Genomic DNA, 17,014 nt, shown 5'->3' with positions numbered 1-17,014 from the left:
AAGCCCCGAAGCCATGGAACCGACCGTCAAAATGCCCAAAGCGAAGATCACCAAAGAAGAGGCGCTGGCCTTTCACCTGGAACCCACCCCCGGAAAGTGGGAGGTGCAGGCCACCGTTCCCATGACCACGCAGCGCGATCTGTCGCTGGCCTACAGCCCCGGCGTGGCGGTTCCATGTGAAGCCATCGCGGAAAACCCCGAGACCGCCTATGACTATACCAACAAGGGCAACCTCGTGGCCGTGATCTCGAACGGGACGGCGGTTCTGGGGCTGGGCAATCTGGGCGCGTTGGGGTCCAAGCCGGTGATGGAGGGCAAATCCGTCCTGTTCAAGCGCTTCGCCGACGTGAACTCGATCGATATCGAGCTGGACACCGAAGACCCCGACGAATTCTGCCGCGCGGTCAAGCTGATGGGGCCGACCTTTGGCGGCATCAATTTGGAAGACATCAAGGCGCCCGAGTGCTTCATCATCGAGCAGCGCCTGAAGGAAGAGATGGACATCCCCGTCTTTCACGACGATCAACACGGCACGGCGGTGATCTGTGCGGCGGGGCTGATCAACGCGCTGCACATCTCGGGCAAGAAGATCGAGGATGTGAAGATCGTCCTCAACGGGGCCGGGGCAGCGGGGATCGCCTGTATCGAACTGCTCAAGGCGATGGGTGCCCGGCATGAAAACTGCATCGTCTGTGACACCAAGGGCGTGATCTATCAGGGCCGGACCGAGGGCATGAACCAGTGGAAATCGGCCCACGCGATTGCGACCGAGCTGCGCACGCTGGAAGAGGCCATGAAAGGCGCCGACGTGTTCCTGGGCGTATCCGTCAAAGGCGCTGTCACGCAAGAGATGGTCGCCAGCATGGCCGACAATCCTGTGATCTTCGCCATGGCCAACCCCGATCCGGAAATCACCCCGGAAGAGGCACACGAGGTGCGCGTTGACGCCATCGTGGCCACCGGGCGCAGCGATTACCCCAACCAGGTCAACAACGTTCTGGGCTTTCCCTACCTGTTCCGCGGGGCGCTGGACATCCACGCCCGCGCCATCAATGACGAGATGAAGATCGCCTGCGCCCACGCGCTGGCCCGTCTGGCACGCGAGGACGTGCCCGACGAGGTGGCGCTGGCCTATGGCAAGTCACTGACCTTCGGGCGCGACTACATCATTCCCACGCCGTTTGACCCGCGCCTGATCTACCGCATTCCGCCCGCCGTCGCGAAGGCGGGGATGGATACCGGCGCGGCCCGGCGGCCGATCATCGACATGGAGGCCTATGAGCTGAGCCTCAAGTCGCGCATGGACCCGACCGCCAGCATTCTGCGCGGCCTCAACGCCCGGGCCCGCGCGGCGCAAAGCCGGATGATCTTTGCCGAGGGCGACGATCCGCGGGTTCTGCGGGCGGCGGTGATGTATCAGCGGTCGGGCTTCGGCAAGGCGCTGGTCGTGGGCCGGCCCGACGACGTGAAGACCAAGCTGGAAGCCGCCGGTCTGGGCGACGCGGTGCGCGAATTGGAGGTGGTCAATGCCGCCAACACCACGCATCTCGATGCCTACAAGGACTTTCTGTACCAGCGACTGCAGCGTAAAGGCTTTGACCGCAAGGACATCCACCGCCTGGCCGCGCGCGACCGGCATGTGTTCTCGGCCCTGATGCTGGCGCATGGGCATGGCGACGGTCTGGTGACCGGGGCCACCCGCAAGTCGGCGCATGTGCTGGACCGCATCAGCCATGTGTTCGACGCCGACGCCGCCCATGGCGCTGCCGGGATCACCGCGCTGCTGCACAAGGGCCGGATCGTGCTGATCGGCGACACGCTGGTGCATGAATGGCCCGACGAGAACGATCTGGCGACGATTGCCGAACGCGCCGCCACGGTTGCCCGCCACATGGGGCTGGAGCCTCGGGTGGCGTTTGTCAGCTTCTCGACCTTCGGGTATCCGGTGTCCGAGCGGACCGAAAAGCTGTACAAGGCCCCACAAGTGCTGGAGGCGCGCGGCGTCGATTTCGAATACGAAGGCGAAATGACCGTCGACGTGGCGCTGAACGCCCACCAGCAAGAGGCCTATCCCTTCTGCCGCCTGACCGGGCCGGCCAACATCCTGATCGTGCCCGCGCGGCACTCGGCGTCGATTTCCACCAAGCTGATGCAGGAAATGGCCGGGGCCACGGTGATCGGCCCGATCCTGACCGGCATCGACAAGCCGATCCAGATCTGTTCGACCGGCTCGACCGCGAATGACATCCTGAACATGGCCATCCTGGCCTCGTGCGACATGGCGTGATCCAATGGCAATCTGGAACCTTGGCTCGATCAATGCTGACACGGTCTATGCGCTGCCGCACCTGCCGGCGCCGGGTGAAACCCTGGCGGCCAGCGGGTTGCAGAGGTTTCTGGGCGGCAAAGGTGCGAACATGTCTGTTGCGGCGGCACGGGCCGGGGCGCATGTGCGCCACATCGGCGCCGTGGGGTCCGACGGGCTGTGGGCGCGCGACCGGTTGACCGAATACGGGGTCGACACGCGGCACATCGCGCAGGTCGATCAGCCCACGGGCCATGCGATCATCGCCGTGGATGCGCAGGGGGAAAACCTGATCATCCTGTACCCCGGCGCCAACCACGCGATCGGGGCCGATCAGGTTTCCGCCGCGCTGACAGACTCTGACACGGGCGATCTTCTGGTTTTCCAGAACGAGACCACCGCACAGGTCGAGGCCGCGAAGCTGGGCCGCGAGCGGGGTCTGACGGTGTGCTATGCCGCAGCCCCCTTCAGCGCGCCGGCAGTGCAGGCGGTGTTGCCCTATCTGGATTTTCTGATCCTGAACGAGGTCGAGGCCGCCCAGCTGCAACAGGCCACGGGGCTGGCCCCGGCCGATCTGCCGGTCGAACATGTGATCGTCACGCTGGGGTCAAAAGGCGCCCGATATCATCAACGCGGCCAGTCGGCGGTTGAGTTTCCCGCCCACAAGGTCAAGGCCGTGGACACGACCGGGGCCGGGGACACCTTTACCGGATATGTCCTGGCCGGAATGGACCGGGGGATGCCGATGGCGCAGGCCATCACCCAAGCCAACCGGGCGGCGGCGTTGATGGTGATGCGGCCCGGCACGGCAGACGTCATTCCGGACCTGAAAGAGGTGCGCGAAGCCGTGTTGGATTAAGATCCGGCAAACGGCGCGGCGCTGCCCCACAGCTGCCGGACCCGCGCATCGCGGCCGCAGGCCTTGCGATACGCCTTGTAGGCATTCAGCTGGCGTTTCGGCCCGAACCGGGTGAACACCAGCTTTTTGCCCTTGTAGTAATCCTGATGGTAGGCCTCTGCCGGATAGAACACCCCAAGCGGCAGGATCGGTGTCACGATGGCCTGACCCAGCGCACGATTCGCTTCGGCTTTACTGCGTTCGGCCAAAGCTTTTTCGCCGGTGTTAGAGACGAAAATTGCGGTGCGATAGCTCTCACCCCGGTCACAGAACTGGCCTCCGGCATCGGTGGGATCGACCGAGCGGAAAAACAGGTTCAGCAAAGTTTCACGGGAAACGCGCGCCGGGTCGAAGGTGATCTGCACCGCCTCGTAATGGCCGGTGCCGCCGCTCGTGACCTGGCTGTAGGTGGGGTTCGGGGTCGTGCCGCCGGAATAGCCTGAAACCGCCTCGATCACGCCGGGTACGGACTCGAAATCGGCTTCGACGCACCAGAAACAGCCGCCGGCCACGGTCAGCGTCTCGGTCCCGGCCGCCGGGGCCGGCTGAGCGCGCAGGATCAGCGCAAACAGAAGGGTCAGCTTGATCTGGTCGAGGCAACGGGTCATGGTGGACCTCCTTTCCGCCTCAGGCTGCCGCGCAACGGGGCGGCTGACAATCGGCTGAAACGGTTTGTCACGCGGTGGTGAGACGAGTTTATCGCCTAGCCCAGAAGCTGCCCCAGCTTCATCGCGACGCCCATGTCGCCCGAGATCTTGAGCTTGCCCATCATCACCCCTGTCATCGGGTTCAGCTTGCCGGTCAGCAGTCTGCCCAGATTCTCGCGCGAGATGCGGATGGTGCAATCGGTCTCGCGGTCCTGGGTGGTGGCCGTGTTGTCGGCCAGGACGATCACGCCATCGGCGCCGCAATCAAACTTCAACGAGCCGTCAAAGCGCTTGTCGGCCAGTCCCTTCTGGAGTCCCTCAGCGATTTCCTGCAGCATCCCTGCCTCCCTTTTTTCGCACTTGCGTTCGGGGTGACAGAGGGCAGGGGCCGGGGCAAGCGTGACCTTACGGGAAACCGCTCAGCCCAGGGCCTGCTGCGTGCGCGGGCAGGGCTGCCCGTCGTAGAACGCATCCAGAACCGCCTGGAATTCGGGGGGCGCATCGGGCACGGTGCCGAACAAGGTCATGGACGACCGCAGCTTCTTGGCATCCACCTTGCTCAGAATCTTGGCCGGGTCCTTGCCGGCGTGGGTCAGCATCAGCCGGGCCACCTCGGTCAGGCGGCGGCGCAGTTCGGGGTGGGCCAGGTAGGCCGCAGCCTCGTCCAGATCCTCGATCCCGTAGAGCTGCGCCATGTGCGATTGGCCCAGCTCGGCCAGTTGCGGAAAGACGAACCACATCCAGTGGCTGGTCTTCCGCCCCTGTTCCAGTTCGCGCAGGACATCGGACCAGACCGTGTCCTGCGCTTCGATGAACATTTCCAGTTCGTCGTTTATGCCGCCATCCTCGGTCACTTGGACAACCGCTTGTCGCGCGCCGCCAGCAGCTTGAGCCGCAGGGCGTTCAACTGGATGAAGCCCGCGGCGTCTTTCTGGTCATAGGCGCCGGCGTCTTCTTCAAAAGTCACATGCGCCTCGGAATACAGCGAATGATCCGACCAGCGTCCCACGGTCGAGGCCAGACCCTTGTAGAGTTTCACGCGAACGGTGCCGGTGACATGTTCCTGGCTTTTGTCGATGGCGGCCTGCAACATCTCGCGCTCGGGGCTGTACCAGAAGCCGTTGTAGATCAGTTCCGCATATTGCGGCATCAGTTGGTCTTTCAGGTGCATCGCGCCGCGATCCATGGTGATGGATTCGATGCCGCGATGCGCTTCCAGCAGGATGGTGCCGCCCGGTGTTTCATAGATGCCGCGCGATTTCATGCCCACGAACCGGCCCTCGACCAGATCGAGACGGCCGATGCCGTGCTTGCCGCCGTATTCGTTCAGCTTGGTCAGCAGGGTGGCGGGGCTCATCGCCTCGCCATTGATGCTGACCGGGTCGCCTTTTTCAAAGCCGATCTCGATATATTCGGGCTCGTTCGGGGCGTCCTCGGGGTGGACGGTGCGCTGATAGACATAGTCGGGCGCCTGGACGGCGGGATCTTCCAGAACCTTGCCCTCGGACGAGGTGTGCAGCAGGTTTGCGTCCACCGAGAACGGCGCCTCGCCGCGCTTGTCCTTGGCGATCGGGATCTGGTGCGCCTCGGCAAATTCCAGCAGCTTGGTGCGGCTGGTCAAGTCCCACTCGCGCCAGGGCGCGATCACCTTGATGTCGGGGTTTAGCGCATAGGCCGCCAGCTCGAACCGCACCTGGTCGTTGCCCTTGCCGGTGGCGCCATGGGCCACCGCATCGGCGCCGGTTTCCTTAGCGATCTCGATCAGGCGTTTCGAGATCAGCGGACGCGCGATGGACGTGCCCAGCAGATAAAGCCCCTCGTACTGCGCATTGGCGCGGAACATCGGGAAGACGAAATCGCGGACGAACTCCTCGCGGATGTCCTCGATATAGATGTTCTCAGGCTTGATCCCCAGCAGCTCGGCCTTCTGGCGGGCGGGCTCCAGTTCTTCGCCCTGACCCAGATCGGCGGTGAAGGTCACGACCTCACAGCCGTACTCGGTCTGCAGCCATTTCAGGATGATCGAGGTATCAAGGCCACCGGAATAGGCCAGAACAACTTTCTTGGGCGCGGACATCTGACTTCCCCTTATGCGTAAGACGATTGGCCCCTAGCGGGTTTTCGACGTGGGGGCAAGAAGCAGTGGGTTGACCGGGTGCTGCGAATAAGCGCACACCAGAGACAATCAAAGATTGTCAAAGGGGTTTTTTGAATGCTTGGATGGAAGATTTTCGCCCATTCGCTGCGGATGGTGTTCGGCAACCTGCCGCAGGTTCTGCAAATCGTTCTTGGTCCGGCCGTGATCGGAACCGTCGTAGTCATCGGGCTGTTTCTGGTGTCCGGCATTCCGGTCGAAGCCTTTGACGACAGCGATACAGGATTGCCGCCCGAGGTGAATCCGGCATCATTCATCCTGTTCATCATACTCTTGGCGATCGTGATGCTTGTCACCATGGGCTGGATCGCCGTGGCGTGGCACCGCTTCATCCTGCTCGAGGAGTATCCCAGTGGGCTTCTGCCGACCTTCCGGTTCGACCGCATCTTGGCCTATTTCGGGCGCGGGCTGATGTTGATACTCCTGTTTGCGATCGGATACCTGCCGATGCTTGTGATGATCGGAATGTTGGGCGAGGGCGCGATCGCGGTTTCGATATTTCTGACGATCCTTTACATCGTGTTCCTGACCGTCTGCTTCTATCGGTTGTCCATCATCCTGCCTGCGGCCGCCATCGGCCATCCGATCACGCTGGGCGATGCGTGGAGCAACACCCAAGGCACCTGGGGCGCCATCCTCGTTTTGGTTCTGGTTTCGATCCTGTTCCAGTTCCTGGTGCAGCTGGCCGGCGGTGTTCTGTCGATGATTCCGGTTCTGGGGGTTCTGATCGCCGTGTTCTTCGGCATGGTGATCCTGCCGATGATCAGTGTCAGCATCCTGACCACGATGTATGGCGTGTTCATCGAAAAACGCGAACTGGGCTAATCGTCCGTACACTGATGTATTCCTTGCCCTTGTCGGCCTGATGGGGCAGGGAATGCGGCATGAGTGATTTCATGACCCGCGCCCGCGCCGCCGAACAGGCGATGCGCACCGTGTTTCCTGCAACCCCGTTGCAGCGCAATACTCATCTGTCAAAGAAATACGACGCCGACATCTGGCTGAAACGTGAAGACCTCAGCCCGGTGCGGTCCTACAAGATCCGCGGCGCGTTCAATGCCATGCGCAAACAGCAGGGGCAGGACCTGTTCGTCTGCGCCAGCGCCGGCAACCACGCGCAGGGCGTGGCGTTCATGTGCAAGCACATGGATGTGCGGGGCGTGATCTTCATGCCGGTCACCACGCCGCAGCAGAAGATCCAGAAAACTCGGATGTTCGGCGGCGACAACATCCAGATCCACCTGACCGGCGACTATTTCGACCACACGCTTGCCGCGGCTCAGGACTGGTGCGCGCAGCAGGGTGGGTATTTCCTGTCGCCCTTCGACGATGACGACGTGATCGAGGGGCAGGCCTCATTGGCCGTCGAAATCGAGGAGCAGCTGGGCGGCCTGCCCGATCACGTGGTGCTGCCGGTGGGCGGGGGCGGCATGTCCTCGGGCGTGGCGACGTGGTTCGGCGACCGCACTCACTGCCTGTTTGTTGAACCCGCAGGCGGGGCCTGTCTGCGCGCGGCGCTGGCGGCGGGCCATCCGGTGTCGCTGGACAAGGTGGACAATTTTGTCGACGGCGCGGCGGTGGGCCGGATTGGCGACAAGCCGTTCCGGCTGTTGCGTGACCGGCACCTGTCGGACGTGATCGTTCTGTCCGAGGACCGCATCTGCACCACTATGATCGAGATGCTGAACGTGGAAGGCATCGTGCTGGAACCCGCCGGCGCCCTTGCGATCGAGGCGGTGGGCGATGTCCAAAGCTTTGTGCGCGGCAAGACGGTCGTCTGCGTCACCTCGGGCGGGAATTTCGATTTCGAGCGTCTTCCCGAAGTCAAGGAACGCGCGCAGCGCTACTCGGGCGTCAAGAAGTACTTCATCCTGCGCCTGCCGCAGCGCCCCGGAGCACTGAAGGAATTTCTGAACATCCTCGGCCCCGAAGATGACATCGCCCGGTTTGAATACATGAAGAAATCGGCGCGCAATTTCGGCTCGGTCCTGATCGGGATCGAAACCGCCAAGCCCGAGAACTTTCTGCGCCTGTTCGCCCATCTGGACGATGCCGGTTTCGTCTATACCGACATCACCGAGGACGAGACACTGGCCCAGTTCGTGATCTGACCGCTCACAGGCTCTGCGCCAGTTCGGCCAGGAACGTCTTGCGCGACTCGTCGAAGGCGGCCAGGAGCGCGTCCAGATCCACCTCGGAGCCCTGGCCCGCGGCGGCCCGTCGCTCACCGTCCTGACACAGTCTGGAGAAGGTTTCGAACCCGAGGCTCAGTGCGCTGCCCTTCAGGAAATGCAGGTTCTGCTCAAGCTCGCGCCGTTCGGTATCGGCCTGCAGGCGGTCGATGACCTCGCCCACCTCGTCCAGAAAGATGTGAACGACCTCATCGAACTCGTCGGGCCCGACCTCATCCCGCAATTGGCGCACCCTGGGCCAGTTTATCATGCCCGTTCTCCGCATTGACCCGTTTGGGACCTGACTACCGGGATCGGGTAAAGAGCACGTTAAGTCGGTCCCTGTGTGGTGATGCCGGGTTTTCACCGGTTGTTAAGATTGGACTCTTAGCGTTTCTACACCCCGAATAGGAAGTGCAGAGGTCGGCGTGCGATTGCCCAGCCAACCAGAGATCAAGTCTGATCTGGATTTTGGTGCCATCCAGAACGTGCTGGTGGTGGATGACAGCCGCCTTCAGCGCCGGATCCTCGTGGCATCGCTCAAGAGATGGGGGTTCACGGTCATCGAGGCGGACAGCGGTGAAGAGGCGCTCGACCTGTGCAGGCAAGGTCTGCCCGATCTGGTGCTCAGCGACTGGGTGATGCCGGGGATGGGCGGGCTGGAGTTCTGCCGCGCCTTCCGACAGCTGGAAAAAGACGCGTACACCTACTTCATCCTTTTGACGTCCAAGAGCGAAAAGCAGGAGGTGGCGCGCGGCCTGGACGCGGGGGCGGATGATTTCCTCATCAAGCCGCTCGAGGCAGACGAACTGCGCGCGCGGATTTCGGCCGGTGCGCGGATATTGGGCATGCAGCGTGAATTGTCGGAAAAGAACCGGCTGATCGAAAAGGCCTTGTCCGAACTGCGCGCCGCACATGACTTGATCGACAAGGATCTCATGCAGGCCCGCAGCATCCAGGAATCGCTGGTGCCCGAGCTGACCCGGGAGTTTGGCCGCTCGCGCGTCAGCCTGTTGCTCAAGCCCTGCGGTCATATCGGCGGCGACCTCGTGGGCATGTTCTCGCCCGGTGCGAACCGGATCGGGTTCTACAGCATCGACGTGTCCGGGCACGGCATCACCTCGGCCATGATGACCGCGCGGTTGGGTGGGTACCTGACCAGCCAGCATTTTGACCAGAACGTGGCGATGGAGAAGCGGTTCAACAAGTTCTATGCACTGCTGCCCCCCGAACAGGTGGCCGAGACGCTGAATGCCCGCCTGATGGCCGATACCGGGATCGAGGAATATTTCACGATGGTCTATGCGATCGTCGATCTTCGGTATGGCCATGTGAAGATGGTTCAGGCCGGCCACCCGCACCCGTTGTTGATCCGTGCGGATGGTTCGATGCAGTTCATGGGCGACGGCGGTCTGCCGATCGGCCTGATCGATGGGGCGACCTTCCGAAAGATCGACTTCTACATGCAACCGGGCGACCGGTTGCTGTTGTATTCCGACGGGTTCACCGAATGCCGGGTGGCCGACGGCGGGCTGCTTGACGAAGATGGGCTGTGCAGGCTGGCGGGGGACTGTCTGGCCCAGCACAACGGCCCCGAGTTTCTGGACGACATGTTCTGGCGGCTCACCCAGTCGATGCCGCCCGGCGAAACGATGGATGATGACGTCTCGGCCGTGTTTTTCGAGTTCAACGGGAATTAGCGCTCTGAAAGGTGCAAGCGGGCGAAATGGCGGTCGCCGGCATTTCCCAGCATCTGGACCGCATCGCCCGCGTTCATCCAGACCGCCTCGTGAAAGGCTTCGGTCGGCGGCCCCTGGCGCCGCACCGGGCGGGCGCGATAGATCAGGCAGATCTTTTCGGCCCACAGGTCGTATTCAGGCATGTAGGTAAAGCGCCGGAACGCGCCGACCCGGCGGGGGGAGGCGATCGACCAGCCGGTTTCCTCGAACACTTCTCGATGCAGGGCGGTGACCGGGGATTCGCCCGGATCAATTCCGCCGCCGGGCAGCTGCAGATCGGGGCCGGGCTCGATCTGGCAGGTCAGCAGCAGGCTGCCGCCCCGGGGCAGCAGCGCATAGACTCCCACGCGCCGAGTATATCTGCGCCCCGGTTCCGGGGTTTCGCCGAACCGCCTGATCATGTAAGAGCCCTTTCAACTCTGGATCTTCGACCTATATGGTGGCGGTATGCCAACCCGTGGCGTTTAAGGAAACCCCATGTCTTTTGGAACGAAAATCGCGTGGGACGATACCGTCCTGCCCTTTCAACTCGATGTCTCGGATATGCGCGGCCGTGTGGCGCGGCTGGACGGGGTGCTGGACGGCATCCTGAAACAGCACGACTATCCCGAACAGGTCGAGGCGCTGGTGGCCGAGATGGCCCTGCTGACCGCGCTGATTGGCCAGACCGTCGCGCTGCGCTGGAAGCTGTCGCTGCAGGTGCAGTCGAACGGACCGGTGCGGATGATCGCCACAGATTACTATGCCCCGCGCGAAGAGGGCCAGCCCGCGCAGATCCGGGCCTATGCCAGCTTTGACCGCGACCGGCTGACCGATGGCGCGCCGTTCGATCAGGTGGGCGAGGGGTATTTCGCGATCCTCATCGACCAAGGCAAGGGAACGCAGCCCTATCAGGGGATCACGCCGCTGACCGGCGGATCGCTGAAGGCCTGCGCCGAGTCTTATTTCGCGCAGTCCGAGCAGTTGCCGACGCGGTTCTCGCTGAGTTTCGGAAAATCGACCGAACCCGGAGCCGGCGAACGCTGGCGGGCAGGCGGCATCATGCTGCAGCACATGCCCAAGGCCTCGCCCTTCGTGGCCACGAATGACGGTACCGGCGACATCTTGACGGCGTCGGACCTGGTGGATGGCAATGAAGGCGAAAACTGGGACCGCGTGAACATCCTGCTGGATACGGTCGAGGATCTGGAAATGATCGGGCCGTCCGTGGCGCCGACCGACCTGCTGGTGCGTCTGTTCCACGAGGAACAGCCCCGTGTGTACGAGGCCCAGTCGGTGCAGTTCGGCTGCACCTGCTCCGAGGATCGCGTGCGTCAAAGCCTGTCTATCTACTCGGCCCAGGACATCGAGAAGATGACCACCGACGAAGGCACCGTCACCGCCGACTGCCAGTTCTGCGGCGCGCATTACGTGCTGGATCCGAAATCGGTCGGGTTCGAGGCCGAAGACCCGGATGACGGCTGACCTGATCCCGCGTCTGAGCGAAGCGCTGGCTCGACCGGGTGATGGGTCCAGCGACTTCGACCTCAATCCCGGCACGGTTCTGCCTGCGGGGCGCAAGCTGCGCCCGGCAGGTGTTCTGGTCGCCGTGGACTTGGTCCGTGGCGATCCGCGCCTGATCTTGACCAAGCGGTCCTCGGCCCTGAAACACCATCCGGGGCAGATCGCATTTCCGGGCGGCAAGCAGGACGACACCGATGCGGATGTGACCGCCACGGCCCTGCGCGAGGCGCAGGAAGAGATCGGCCTGCCGCCGGACCTGCCGCGCATTCTGGGCACATTGCCGGTGCATGAAACCGTCACGTCATTCGCCGTGACACCGGTGGTCGCGGTTCTGGAGCGCGGCTTTGACCCGGTGTCCGAACCCGGCGAGGTGGACGAGGTGTTTTCGGTTCCGCTTGCGCATGTGCTGAACACTGCGAATTATGTGGTTGAATCGCGCATCTGGCGCGGAACACGGCGGTATTACTTCGCGGTGCCCTTTGGCCCCTACTACATCTGGGGCGCCACGGCCCGCATGTTGCGCGGGTTGGCGGCACGGATGAGCGAATGATGCGGATCACCGAAGACTGGATCACGAACCCGGCCACACAGAACGTGTGTGCAGCGCTGACCGAGGGCGGTGCGCAGGCGTTGTTCGTGGGGGGCTGTGTGCGCAATGCGCTGTTGGGGGCACCGGTCTCGGATCTCGACATCGCCACCGATGCCCGCCCGCAGCAGGTGATGGATCTGGCCGAAAAGGCCGGGCTGAAGGCGATTCCGACGGGGATTGATCACGGCACCGTGACCGTGGTCAGCGACGGCATACCGCATGAAATCACCACCTTTCGCCGCGACGTCGAAACCGACGGGCGGCGCGCGGTCGTTGCCTTTTCCGACCAGGTGGAAGAGGACGCCGCCCGTCGCGATTTCACAATGAACGCGCTCTATGCCCGCCCCGACGGCAGCATTCTGGACCCGCTGGGCGGCCTGCCTGACCTGCAGGCGCGGCGCGTGCGGTTCATCGGCACGGCCGGGGATCGCATCCGCGAGGACTATCTGCGCTCGTTGCGGTATTTCCGGTTCCACTCCTGGTATGGCGACGCGCAGGCCGGAATGGACCCGGATGCGCTGGCGGCGATTGCGGCCGATCTGGACGGGCTCGACCGGCTGTCGCGCGAGCGGGTCGGGGCCGAGATGCTGAAACTTCTGGCCGCGCCCGACCCGGCCCCATCGGTGGCCGCCATGCGCAGCATCGGCGTTCTGGCGCATCTGCTGCCCGGCGCCGACGATCGGGCGCTGCCGATCCTGATCCATCTTGAATCGCAGGCCGGGCTTGCCCCCGACGCGCTGCGCCGTCTCGCGGTCATCGCAGGGCCCGAGGTTGCCGGTACCTTGCGCCTCAGCAAGGCGCAACTGACCCGCCTGACCCGGATCCGAGACGGCGCGCAGGGCGGTGCCGGGGCGGCCGAATTGGGATATCGGCTGGGCCAACCAGACGGACAGGACGCGGCCCTGCTGCGCTGCGCCTTTCTGGAACAGCCCTGGACGGCTGAAACGAGCGCGGCCGTCGAAAAAGGGGCGTCGGCGACCTTCCCGGTCAGGGCCGCCGATCTGCTCGGGCGTTACTCTGGCCCGGCGCTGGGCGCGAAACTGGCCGAACTGGAAAGCCGCTGGATCGACTCGCATTTCACGCTGGACCGGGACGCGTTGCTGCAAGATTGACGGGAAGTCTCAAAAGGGGATGACAAGTCCTTGGGTTTCCGGCTAGGGTGCGCCTGTCTCATGGATGGAGGACTGCGAATGTATTACGGGATCTGGTTCGGCTAAAGCCAGAACACCTGACCCGTACGGGTGGTGTTTTGGCGCCATCTGCTTTCGCGTTTTCAATTTTCCTGCTCGATCGGAGCACCTCCATGTTTCGCTATTTCGAAAACCTCGTTGACCCTTTTGTTACCTATGAAGAGGTCGACACGCCGCCGACACGGCTGTGGCCCTTCATGCTGGATTATTCCCGCCCTTTTCGGCGCGTCTTCTTCTGGGCCGCGCTGATGTCGATCATCGTGGCCGCGGTCGAGATCGGGTTGATCTATTACATGGGCCGGGTCGTCGATCTGCTGGGCGGATCGCCGTCCGAGGTCTGGCAGGCCCACGGGACCGAGCTGGTCCTGGTCGCGCTGTTCATCCTGTTCCTGCGCCCGATCCTGCATGTGCTGGACGTGCTGTTGCTGAACAACGCGATCCTGCCCAATTTTGGCACACTGATCCGCTGGCGGGCGCACAAGCACGTTCTGCGCCAGTCGGTTGGTTGGTTCGAGAATGATTTTGCCGGGCGCATCGCCAACCGCATCATGCAGACCCCGCCCGCTGCGGGCGAGGTGGTGTTTCAAGTGTTCGATGCGATTTCGTTCTCGCTGGCCTATCTGATCGGCGCGGCGATCCTGCTGATGGCCGCCGATCCACGCCTGCTGCTGCCGCTGCTGATCTGGTTTGCGCTCTATGCGCTGCTGGTGCGCTGGACGGTTCAGCGGGTGGGACCGGCCTCGCAGGCCGCGTCCGATGCGCGGTCCACGGTGACGGGCCGGGTAGTGGACAGCTATACCAACATCCATTCGGTGAAAATGTTCGCCCATGCCCAGCAGGAACTCGATTATGCGCGCGAAGCGATCGAGGAGACCCGGCGCACCTTCCAGATCGAAATGCGTATCTTCACCATCATGGATGCCGTTCTGGTCGCGCTGAACGGCGTGCTGATCATCGGTGTGGTCGGCTGGGCCATTTACCTGTGGATGCAGGGCAGTGCCTCGGTTGGGGTGGTGGCGGCGGCCACCGCGCTGACGCTGCGGCTGAATGCCATGACCGGCTGGATCATGTGGGCGCTGACCAGCTTCTTCCGCCAGCTGGGCGTCGTGGCCGAGGGGATGGAGACCATCGCCCAGCCCGTCGACCTGCTGGATGCGCCGGGCGCCAAGCCGCTGCAACTGACCGATGGCCGGATCGAGATCCGCGACCTGTCGCACCACTATGGCCGCGAGACCGGCGGGCTGGATCATGTCAATCTGACCATCCAGCCGGGCGAAAAGGTCGGCTTGATCGGGCGGTCGGGGGCCGGGAAGTCGACCTTGGTCAAGCTGTTACTGCGGTTCTACGACGTGGAAAGCGGCGCGATCCTGATCGACGGGCAGGACATCCGCACCGTCACCCAAGACAGCCTGCGCCGCAATATCGGCATGGTTCAGCAGGACAGCGCGCTGCTGCACCGCTCGGTGCGCGACAACATCCTGTATGGCCGCCCCGATGCGACAGAAGACCAGATGATCGCCGCCGCCAAACAGGCCGAGGCGCATGACTTCATCCTCGACCTGCAGGACCCGCAGGGCCGCACCGGCTATGACGCCCATGTGGGCGAGCGCGGCGTCAAGCTGAGCGGCGGGCAGCGGCAGCGGGTGACGCTGGCGCGGGTGATCCTGAAGGACGCGCCGATCTTGTTGTTGGACGAGGCCACATCCGCCCTAGATTCCGAGGTCGAAGCCGCAATCCAGGAGACGCTGTACGGCATGATGCAGGGCAAGACCGTGATCGCCATCGCGCACCGGCTCAGCACCATCGCCCAGATGGACCGCATCCTGGTGATGGACGGAGGCCGGATCGTCGAGGAAGGCACCCATGCCGATCTTTTGGAGCAGGGCGGTCTTTACGCCCAGTTCTGGGCGCGCCAATCTGGCGGCTTCATGAACCCCGGGGCCGCGGACGAGGCAGCAGAATGACGGTCGCAGACCTGATCAAACCGTTTGAACCCACCCAGACGCCCCCGCCGCAAAGGCTGGGGGCGTTCGTTCGCTGGTGCCTGACAGGGGCCTGGCCCATGTTGTTCGCCGCTGCGCTGTTTTCGGCCCTTGCAGGTGCAATGGAGGCCGGAACCGCCTGGATTCTGGGCTGGGTGATCGACATGGCGACTGCCAGTGGGCCCGAAAACTTTCTGACACCGCGAAACCTGTGGATGATCCTGGGGGCTGTGGCGTTCTTCATGTTGATCCGACCGCTGCTGTTCGGGCTGTCCTCGGTGTCGAACAACTATATCGTCATGCCCAACATCCCGCCGCTGGTGCTGGCAAAGCTGAACCGTTGGACGCTGGGCCAGTCGGTCGCCTATTTCGACGACGATTTTGCCGGCCGCATCGCGCAGAAACAGATGCAGACGGCCAATGCGCTGACATCGGTCGTATCGGAGACCATCAGCGCCATCGTCTTTGCCCTCGCCTCGCTTGTCGGATCTTTGCTTTTGTTAGGGTCTATTCACCCCTTGGTCATGCTGCCCTTCGTGGCTTGGCTGGCGGTGTATTTCCTGCTGGTGCGCTGGTACCTGCCGCGCATTCGCACACGCTCGGCCGCGCGGGCCGGGGCGCGGGCGATGGTGTCGGGGCAGGTAGTGGACACGATCACCAACATCAAGACGGTCAAGCTGTTTGCCCATTCCGAGTTCGAGGATCAGGCCGCCCGCGACTCGATGGTTGCGCTGCGCGACAAGTCGCTGGCCTTCGGCAAGCTGTCGGCCAGTTTCCGGTTCATTTTGATGACCTTGGCGGGGCTGCTGCCGGTTCTGCTTTTGGGCGCCACCTTGTGGCTGTGGCAGGCGGGGTCGGCGACCACCGGGGATATCGTGGCGGCGGGCGCCATCTCGATTCGCATCGCACAGATGACGGGCTGGGTCAGCTTCACCCTGATGGGGATCTACGCCCATGTGGGCGAGATCGAGAACGGCATGAAAACCCTGGCGCGGCCCGACCGGGTCGAGGATGCGCCGGACGCCACCGAGCTGGCAGTGCCCGAGGGCCGGATCGAGTTCCGCGATGTCAGCTTTGCCTATGGTCGCGACGTGGGCGGGGTCTCGGACCTGACGCTAAAGGTGCAGCCGGGGGAGAAGCTGGGGATCGTCGGCGCCTCGGGGGCGGGCAAATCCACCCTGGTTTCGCTGCTTCTCAGGCTCTACGACAGGGAAAATGGCCAGATATTGATCGACGGGCAGGACATCGCCCGCGTCACGCAGGACAGCCTGCGCCGCCAGATCGGCATGGTCACGCAGGAAACCGCGATGTTCAACCGCTCGGCCCGCGACAACATCCTGTACGGCCGACCCGATGCCACCGAGGACCAGATGATCGCCGCGGCCCAAAAGGCCGAAGCGCATGACTTTATCCTCGATCTGCAGGACGGGCAGGGGCGCAAGGGATATGACGCGCATCTGGGCGAGCGCGGCGTCAAGTTGAGCGGCGGCCAGCGGCAGCGCATCGCGCTGGCCCGCGCGATCCTCAAGGACGCGCCGATCCTCGTGCTGGACGAGGCGACCTCGGCGCTGGACTCCGAGGTCGAGGCCGCGATCCAGACCGCGCTGCACCGGGTGATGGAGGGCAAGACCGTTCTGGCCATCGCCCACCGCCTGTCCACCCTCAGCGAGATGGACCGGATCATCGTTCTGGATCACGGGCGCATCGTGGAGAGCGGGCCGCATGACACCCTGCTGGCGCAGGGCGGGCTGTATGCGCGGTTCTGGCACCGCCAGTCGGGCGGGTTCATCCAGACCGAGGCCGCCGAATAAGGGTTTTGTTGGCGCATCAGCCCG

16 protein-coding genes are annotated in these 17,014 nt (G+C 63.5%); 10 read left to right on the top strand and 6 right to left on the bottom strand.

Annotated elements, in window-relative coordinates; translation table 11 throughout:
• Positions 1-31 precede the first annotated feature (31 nt).
• A complete protein-coding gene (locus AC2FMN_RS09940) occupies positions 32-2,287 on the top strand; it encodes an NADP-dependent malic enzyme (RefSeq protein ID WP_496681606.1) in 2,256 nt (751 codons plus the stop codon).
• 4 nt (positions 2,288-2,291) lie between these two features.
• Complete coding sequence (locus AC2FMN_RS09935; protein ID WP_496687853.1) at positions 2,292-3,164, top strand: ribokinase; 873 nt, start codon at positions 2,292-2,294, stop codon at positions 3,162-3,164.
• Here the strand turns inward: AC2FMN_RS09935 and msrA are convergent.
• From msrA to AC2FMN_RS09915, 4 genes are all read right to left on the bottom strand, one after another.
• On the bottom strand, positions 3,161-3,811 hold the full coding sequence (msrA, locus tag AC2FMN_RS09930; RefSeq protein ID WP_496687852.1) for a peptide-methionine (S)-S-oxide reductase MsrA: 651 nt from the start codon (positions 3,809-3,811) through the stop codon (positions 3,161-3,163). The genes AC2FMN_RS09935 and msrA overlap by 4 nt on opposite strands.
• A 95-nt stretch (positions 3,812-3,906) precedes the next feature.
• Positions 3,907-4,188, bottom strand: a complete 282-nt coding sequence (locus tag AC2FMN_RS09925) for an SCP2 sterol-binding domain-containing protein (RefSeq protein ID WP_496687849.1) — start codon at positions 4,186-4,188, stop codon at positions 3,907-3,909.
• Positions 4,189-4,269: 81 nt separating this feature from the next.
• Positions 4,270-4,668 carry a DUF1810 domain-containing protein gene (locus tag AC2FMN_RS09920; protein WP_496687941.1) on the bottom strand — a complete coding sequence of 133 codons (399 nt, stop codon included), beginning with the start codon at positions 4,666-4,668 and terminating at the stop codon, positions 4,270-4,272.
• Positions 4,669-4,700: 32 nt separating this feature from the next.
• The gene (locus tag AC2FMN_RS09915) at positions 4,701-5,927 is read right to left on the bottom strand and encodes an argininosuccinate synthase (protein ID WP_170373152.1); all 1,227 of its coding nucleotides are present in this window, start codon (positions 5,925-5,927) and stop codon (positions 4,701-4,703) included.
• 135 nt (positions 5,928-6,062) lie between these two features.
• On the opposite strand from AC2FMN_RS09915, the gene AC2FMN_RS09910 reads away from it, so the two are divergent.
• Positions 6,063-6,830, top strand: a complete 768-nt coding sequence (locus AC2FMN_RS09910) for a hypothetical protein (RefSeq protein ID WP_496687847.1) — start codon at positions 6,063-6,065, stop codon at positions 6,828-6,830.
• A 59-nt stretch (positions 6,831-6,889) separates the two neighbouring features.
• Entirely contained in the window at positions 6,890-8,116 is a 1,227-nt protein-coding gene (gene ilvA, locus AC2FMN_RS09905) for a threonine ammonia-lyase IlvA (protein ID WP_496687844.1), read from the top strand.
• A 4-nt stretch (positions 8,117-8,120) separates the two neighbouring features.
• On the opposite strand, the gene AC2FMN_RS09900 is transcribed toward ilvA, so the two are convergent.
• On the bottom strand, positions 8,121-8,447 hold the full coding sequence (locus tag AC2FMN_RS09900; protein ID WP_496687842.1) for an Hpt domain-containing protein: 327 nt from the start codon (positions 8,445-8,447) through the stop codon (positions 8,121-8,123).
• A gap of 163 nt (positions 8,448-8,610) precedes the next feature.
• Here AC2FMN_RS09900 and AC2FMN_RS09895 point away from each other — a divergent pair, with 163 nt between their 5' ends.
• Positions 8,611-9,876, top strand: a complete 1,266-nt coding sequence (locus AC2FMN_RS09895; RefSeq protein ID WP_496681649.1) for a PP2C family protein-serine/threonine phosphatase — start codon at positions 8,611-8,613, stop codon at positions 9,874-9,876.
• Here AC2FMN_RS09895 and AC2FMN_RS09890 read toward each other — a convergent pair.
• Positions 9,873-10,316 (bottom strand): NUDIX hydrolase, encoded by a 444-nt coding sequence (locus tag AC2FMN_RS09890; protein WP_496681593.1) that lies wholly within the window; start codon positions 10,314-10,316, stop codon positions 9,873-9,875. The genes AC2FMN_RS09895 and AC2FMN_RS09890 overlap by 4 nt on opposite strands.
• Positions 10,317-10,392: 76 nt before the next feature.
• Between AC2FMN_RS09890 and hslO the strand changes: the two genes are divergently transcribed.
• The 5 genes from hslO (at position 10,393) to AC2FMN_RS09865 (ending at position 16,990) form a co-directional block, all read left to right on the top strand.
• Positions 10,393-11,379 (top strand): Hsp33 family molecular chaperone HslO, encoded by a 987-nt coding sequence (gene hslO, locus AC2FMN_RS09885; protein ID WP_496681592.1) that lies wholly within the window; start codon positions 10,393-10,395, stop codon positions 11,377-11,379.
• The gene (locus tag AC2FMN_RS09880) at positions 11,369-11,968 is read left to right on the top strand and encodes a CoA pyrophosphatase (RefSeq protein WP_496687839.1); all 600 of its coding nucleotides are present in this window, start codon (positions 11,369-11,371) and stop codon (positions 11,966-11,968) included. The genes hslO and AC2FMN_RS09880 overlap by 11 nt, the downstream gene beginning before the upstream one ends.
• The gene (locus AC2FMN_RS09875) at positions 11,965-13,119 is read left to right on the top strand and encodes a CCA tRNA nucleotidyltransferase (protein WP_496687837.1); all 1,155 of its coding nucleotides are present in this window, start codon (positions 11,965-11,967) and stop codon (positions 13,117-13,119) included. The genes AC2FMN_RS09880 and AC2FMN_RS09875 overlap by 4 nt, the downstream gene beginning before the upstream one ends.
• A 191-nt stretch (positions 13,120-13,310) precedes the next feature.
• Complete coding sequence (locus AC2FMN_RS09870) at positions 13,311-15,161, top strand: ABC transporter ATP-binding protein (RefSeq protein WP_496687836.1); 1,851 nt, start codon at positions 13,311-13,313, stop codon at positions 15,159-15,161.
• Positions 15,158-16,990 (top strand): ABC transporter ATP-binding protein, encoded by a 1,833-nt coding sequence (locus AC2FMN_RS09865; RefSeq protein WP_496687833.1) that lies wholly within the window; start codon positions 15,158-15,160, stop codon positions 16,988-16,990. Before AC2FMN_RS09870 ends, AC2FMN_RS09865 begins: the two co-directional genes overlap by 4 nt.
• Positions 16,991-17,014: the final 24 nt, after the last annotated feature.

The sequence above is a fragment of the Ruegeria sp. BHSC037 genome (assembly GCF_059613045.1).
Note: the sequence above shows the minus strand (reverse complement) of the source record. Positions and strands in the feature narration are given on the sequence as shown.

What these genes read in the sequence shown, in the direction of transcription:
- AC2FMN_RS09940 (WP_496681606.1), top strand. Translation starts at nt 32, where the DNA reads ATGCCCAAAGCGAAGATCACCAAAGAAGAGGCGCTGGCCTTTCACCTG.
- AC2FMN_RS09935 (WP_496687853.1), top strand. Translation starts at nt 2,292, where the DNA reads ATGGCAATCTGGAACCTTGGCTCGATCAATGCTGACACGGTCTATGCG.
- msrA (WP_496687852.1), bottom strand. Translation starts at nt 3,811, where the DNA reads ATGACCCGTTGCCTCGACCAGATCAAGCTGACCCTTCTGTTTGCGCTG.
- AC2FMN_RS09925 (WP_496687849.1), bottom strand. Translation starts at nt 4,188, where the DNA reads ATGCTGCAGGAAATCGCTGAGGGACTCCAGAAGGGACTGGCCGACAAG.
- AC2FMN_RS09920 (WP_496687941.1), bottom strand. Translation starts at nt 4,668, where the DNA reads ATGTTCATCGAAGCGCAGGACACGGTCTGGTCCGATGTCCTGCGCGAA.
- AC2FMN_RS09915 (WP_170373152.1), bottom strand. Translation starts at nt 5,927, where the DNA reads ATGTCCGCGCCCAAGAAAGTTGTTCTGGCCTATTCCGGTGGCCTTGAT.
- AC2FMN_RS09910 (WP_496687847.1), top strand. Translation starts at nt 6,063, where the DNA reads ATGCTTGGATGGAAGATTTTCGCCCATTCGCTGCGGATGGTGTTCGGC.
- ilvA (WP_496687844.1), top strand. Translation starts at nt 6,890, where the DNA reads ATGAGTGATTTCATGACCCGCGCCCGCGCCGCCGAACAGGCGATGCGC.
- AC2FMN_RS09900 (WP_496687842.1), bottom strand. Translation starts at nt 8,447, where the DNA reads ATGATAAACTGGCCCAGGGTGCGCCAATTGCGGGATGAGGTCGGGCCC.
- AC2FMN_RS09890 (WP_496681593.1), bottom strand. Translation starts at nt 10,316, where the DNA reads ATGATCAGGCGGTTCGGCGAAACCCCGGAACCGGGGCGCAGATATACT.
- hslO (WP_496681592.1), top strand. Translation starts at nt 10,393, where the DNA reads ATGTCTTTTGGAACGAAAATCGCGTGGGACGATACCGTCCTGCCCTTT.
- AC2FMN_RS09880 (WP_496687839.1), top strand. Translation starts at nt 11,369, where the DNA reads ATGACGGCTGACCTGATCCCGCGTCTGAGCGAAGCGCTGGCTCGACCG.
- AC2FMN_RS09875 (WP_496687837.1), top strand. Translation starts at nt 11,965, where the DNA reads ATGATGCGGATCACCGAAGACTGGATCACGAACCCGGCCACACAGAAC.
- AC2FMN_RS09870 (WP_496687836.1), top strand. Translation starts at nt 13,311, where the DNA reads ATGTTTCGCTATTTCGAAAACCTCGTTGACCCTTTTGTTACCTATGAA.
- AC2FMN_RS09865 (WP_496687833.1), top strand. Translation starts at nt 15,158, where the DNA reads ATGACGGTCGCAGACCTGATCAAACCGTTTGAACCCACCCAGACGCCC.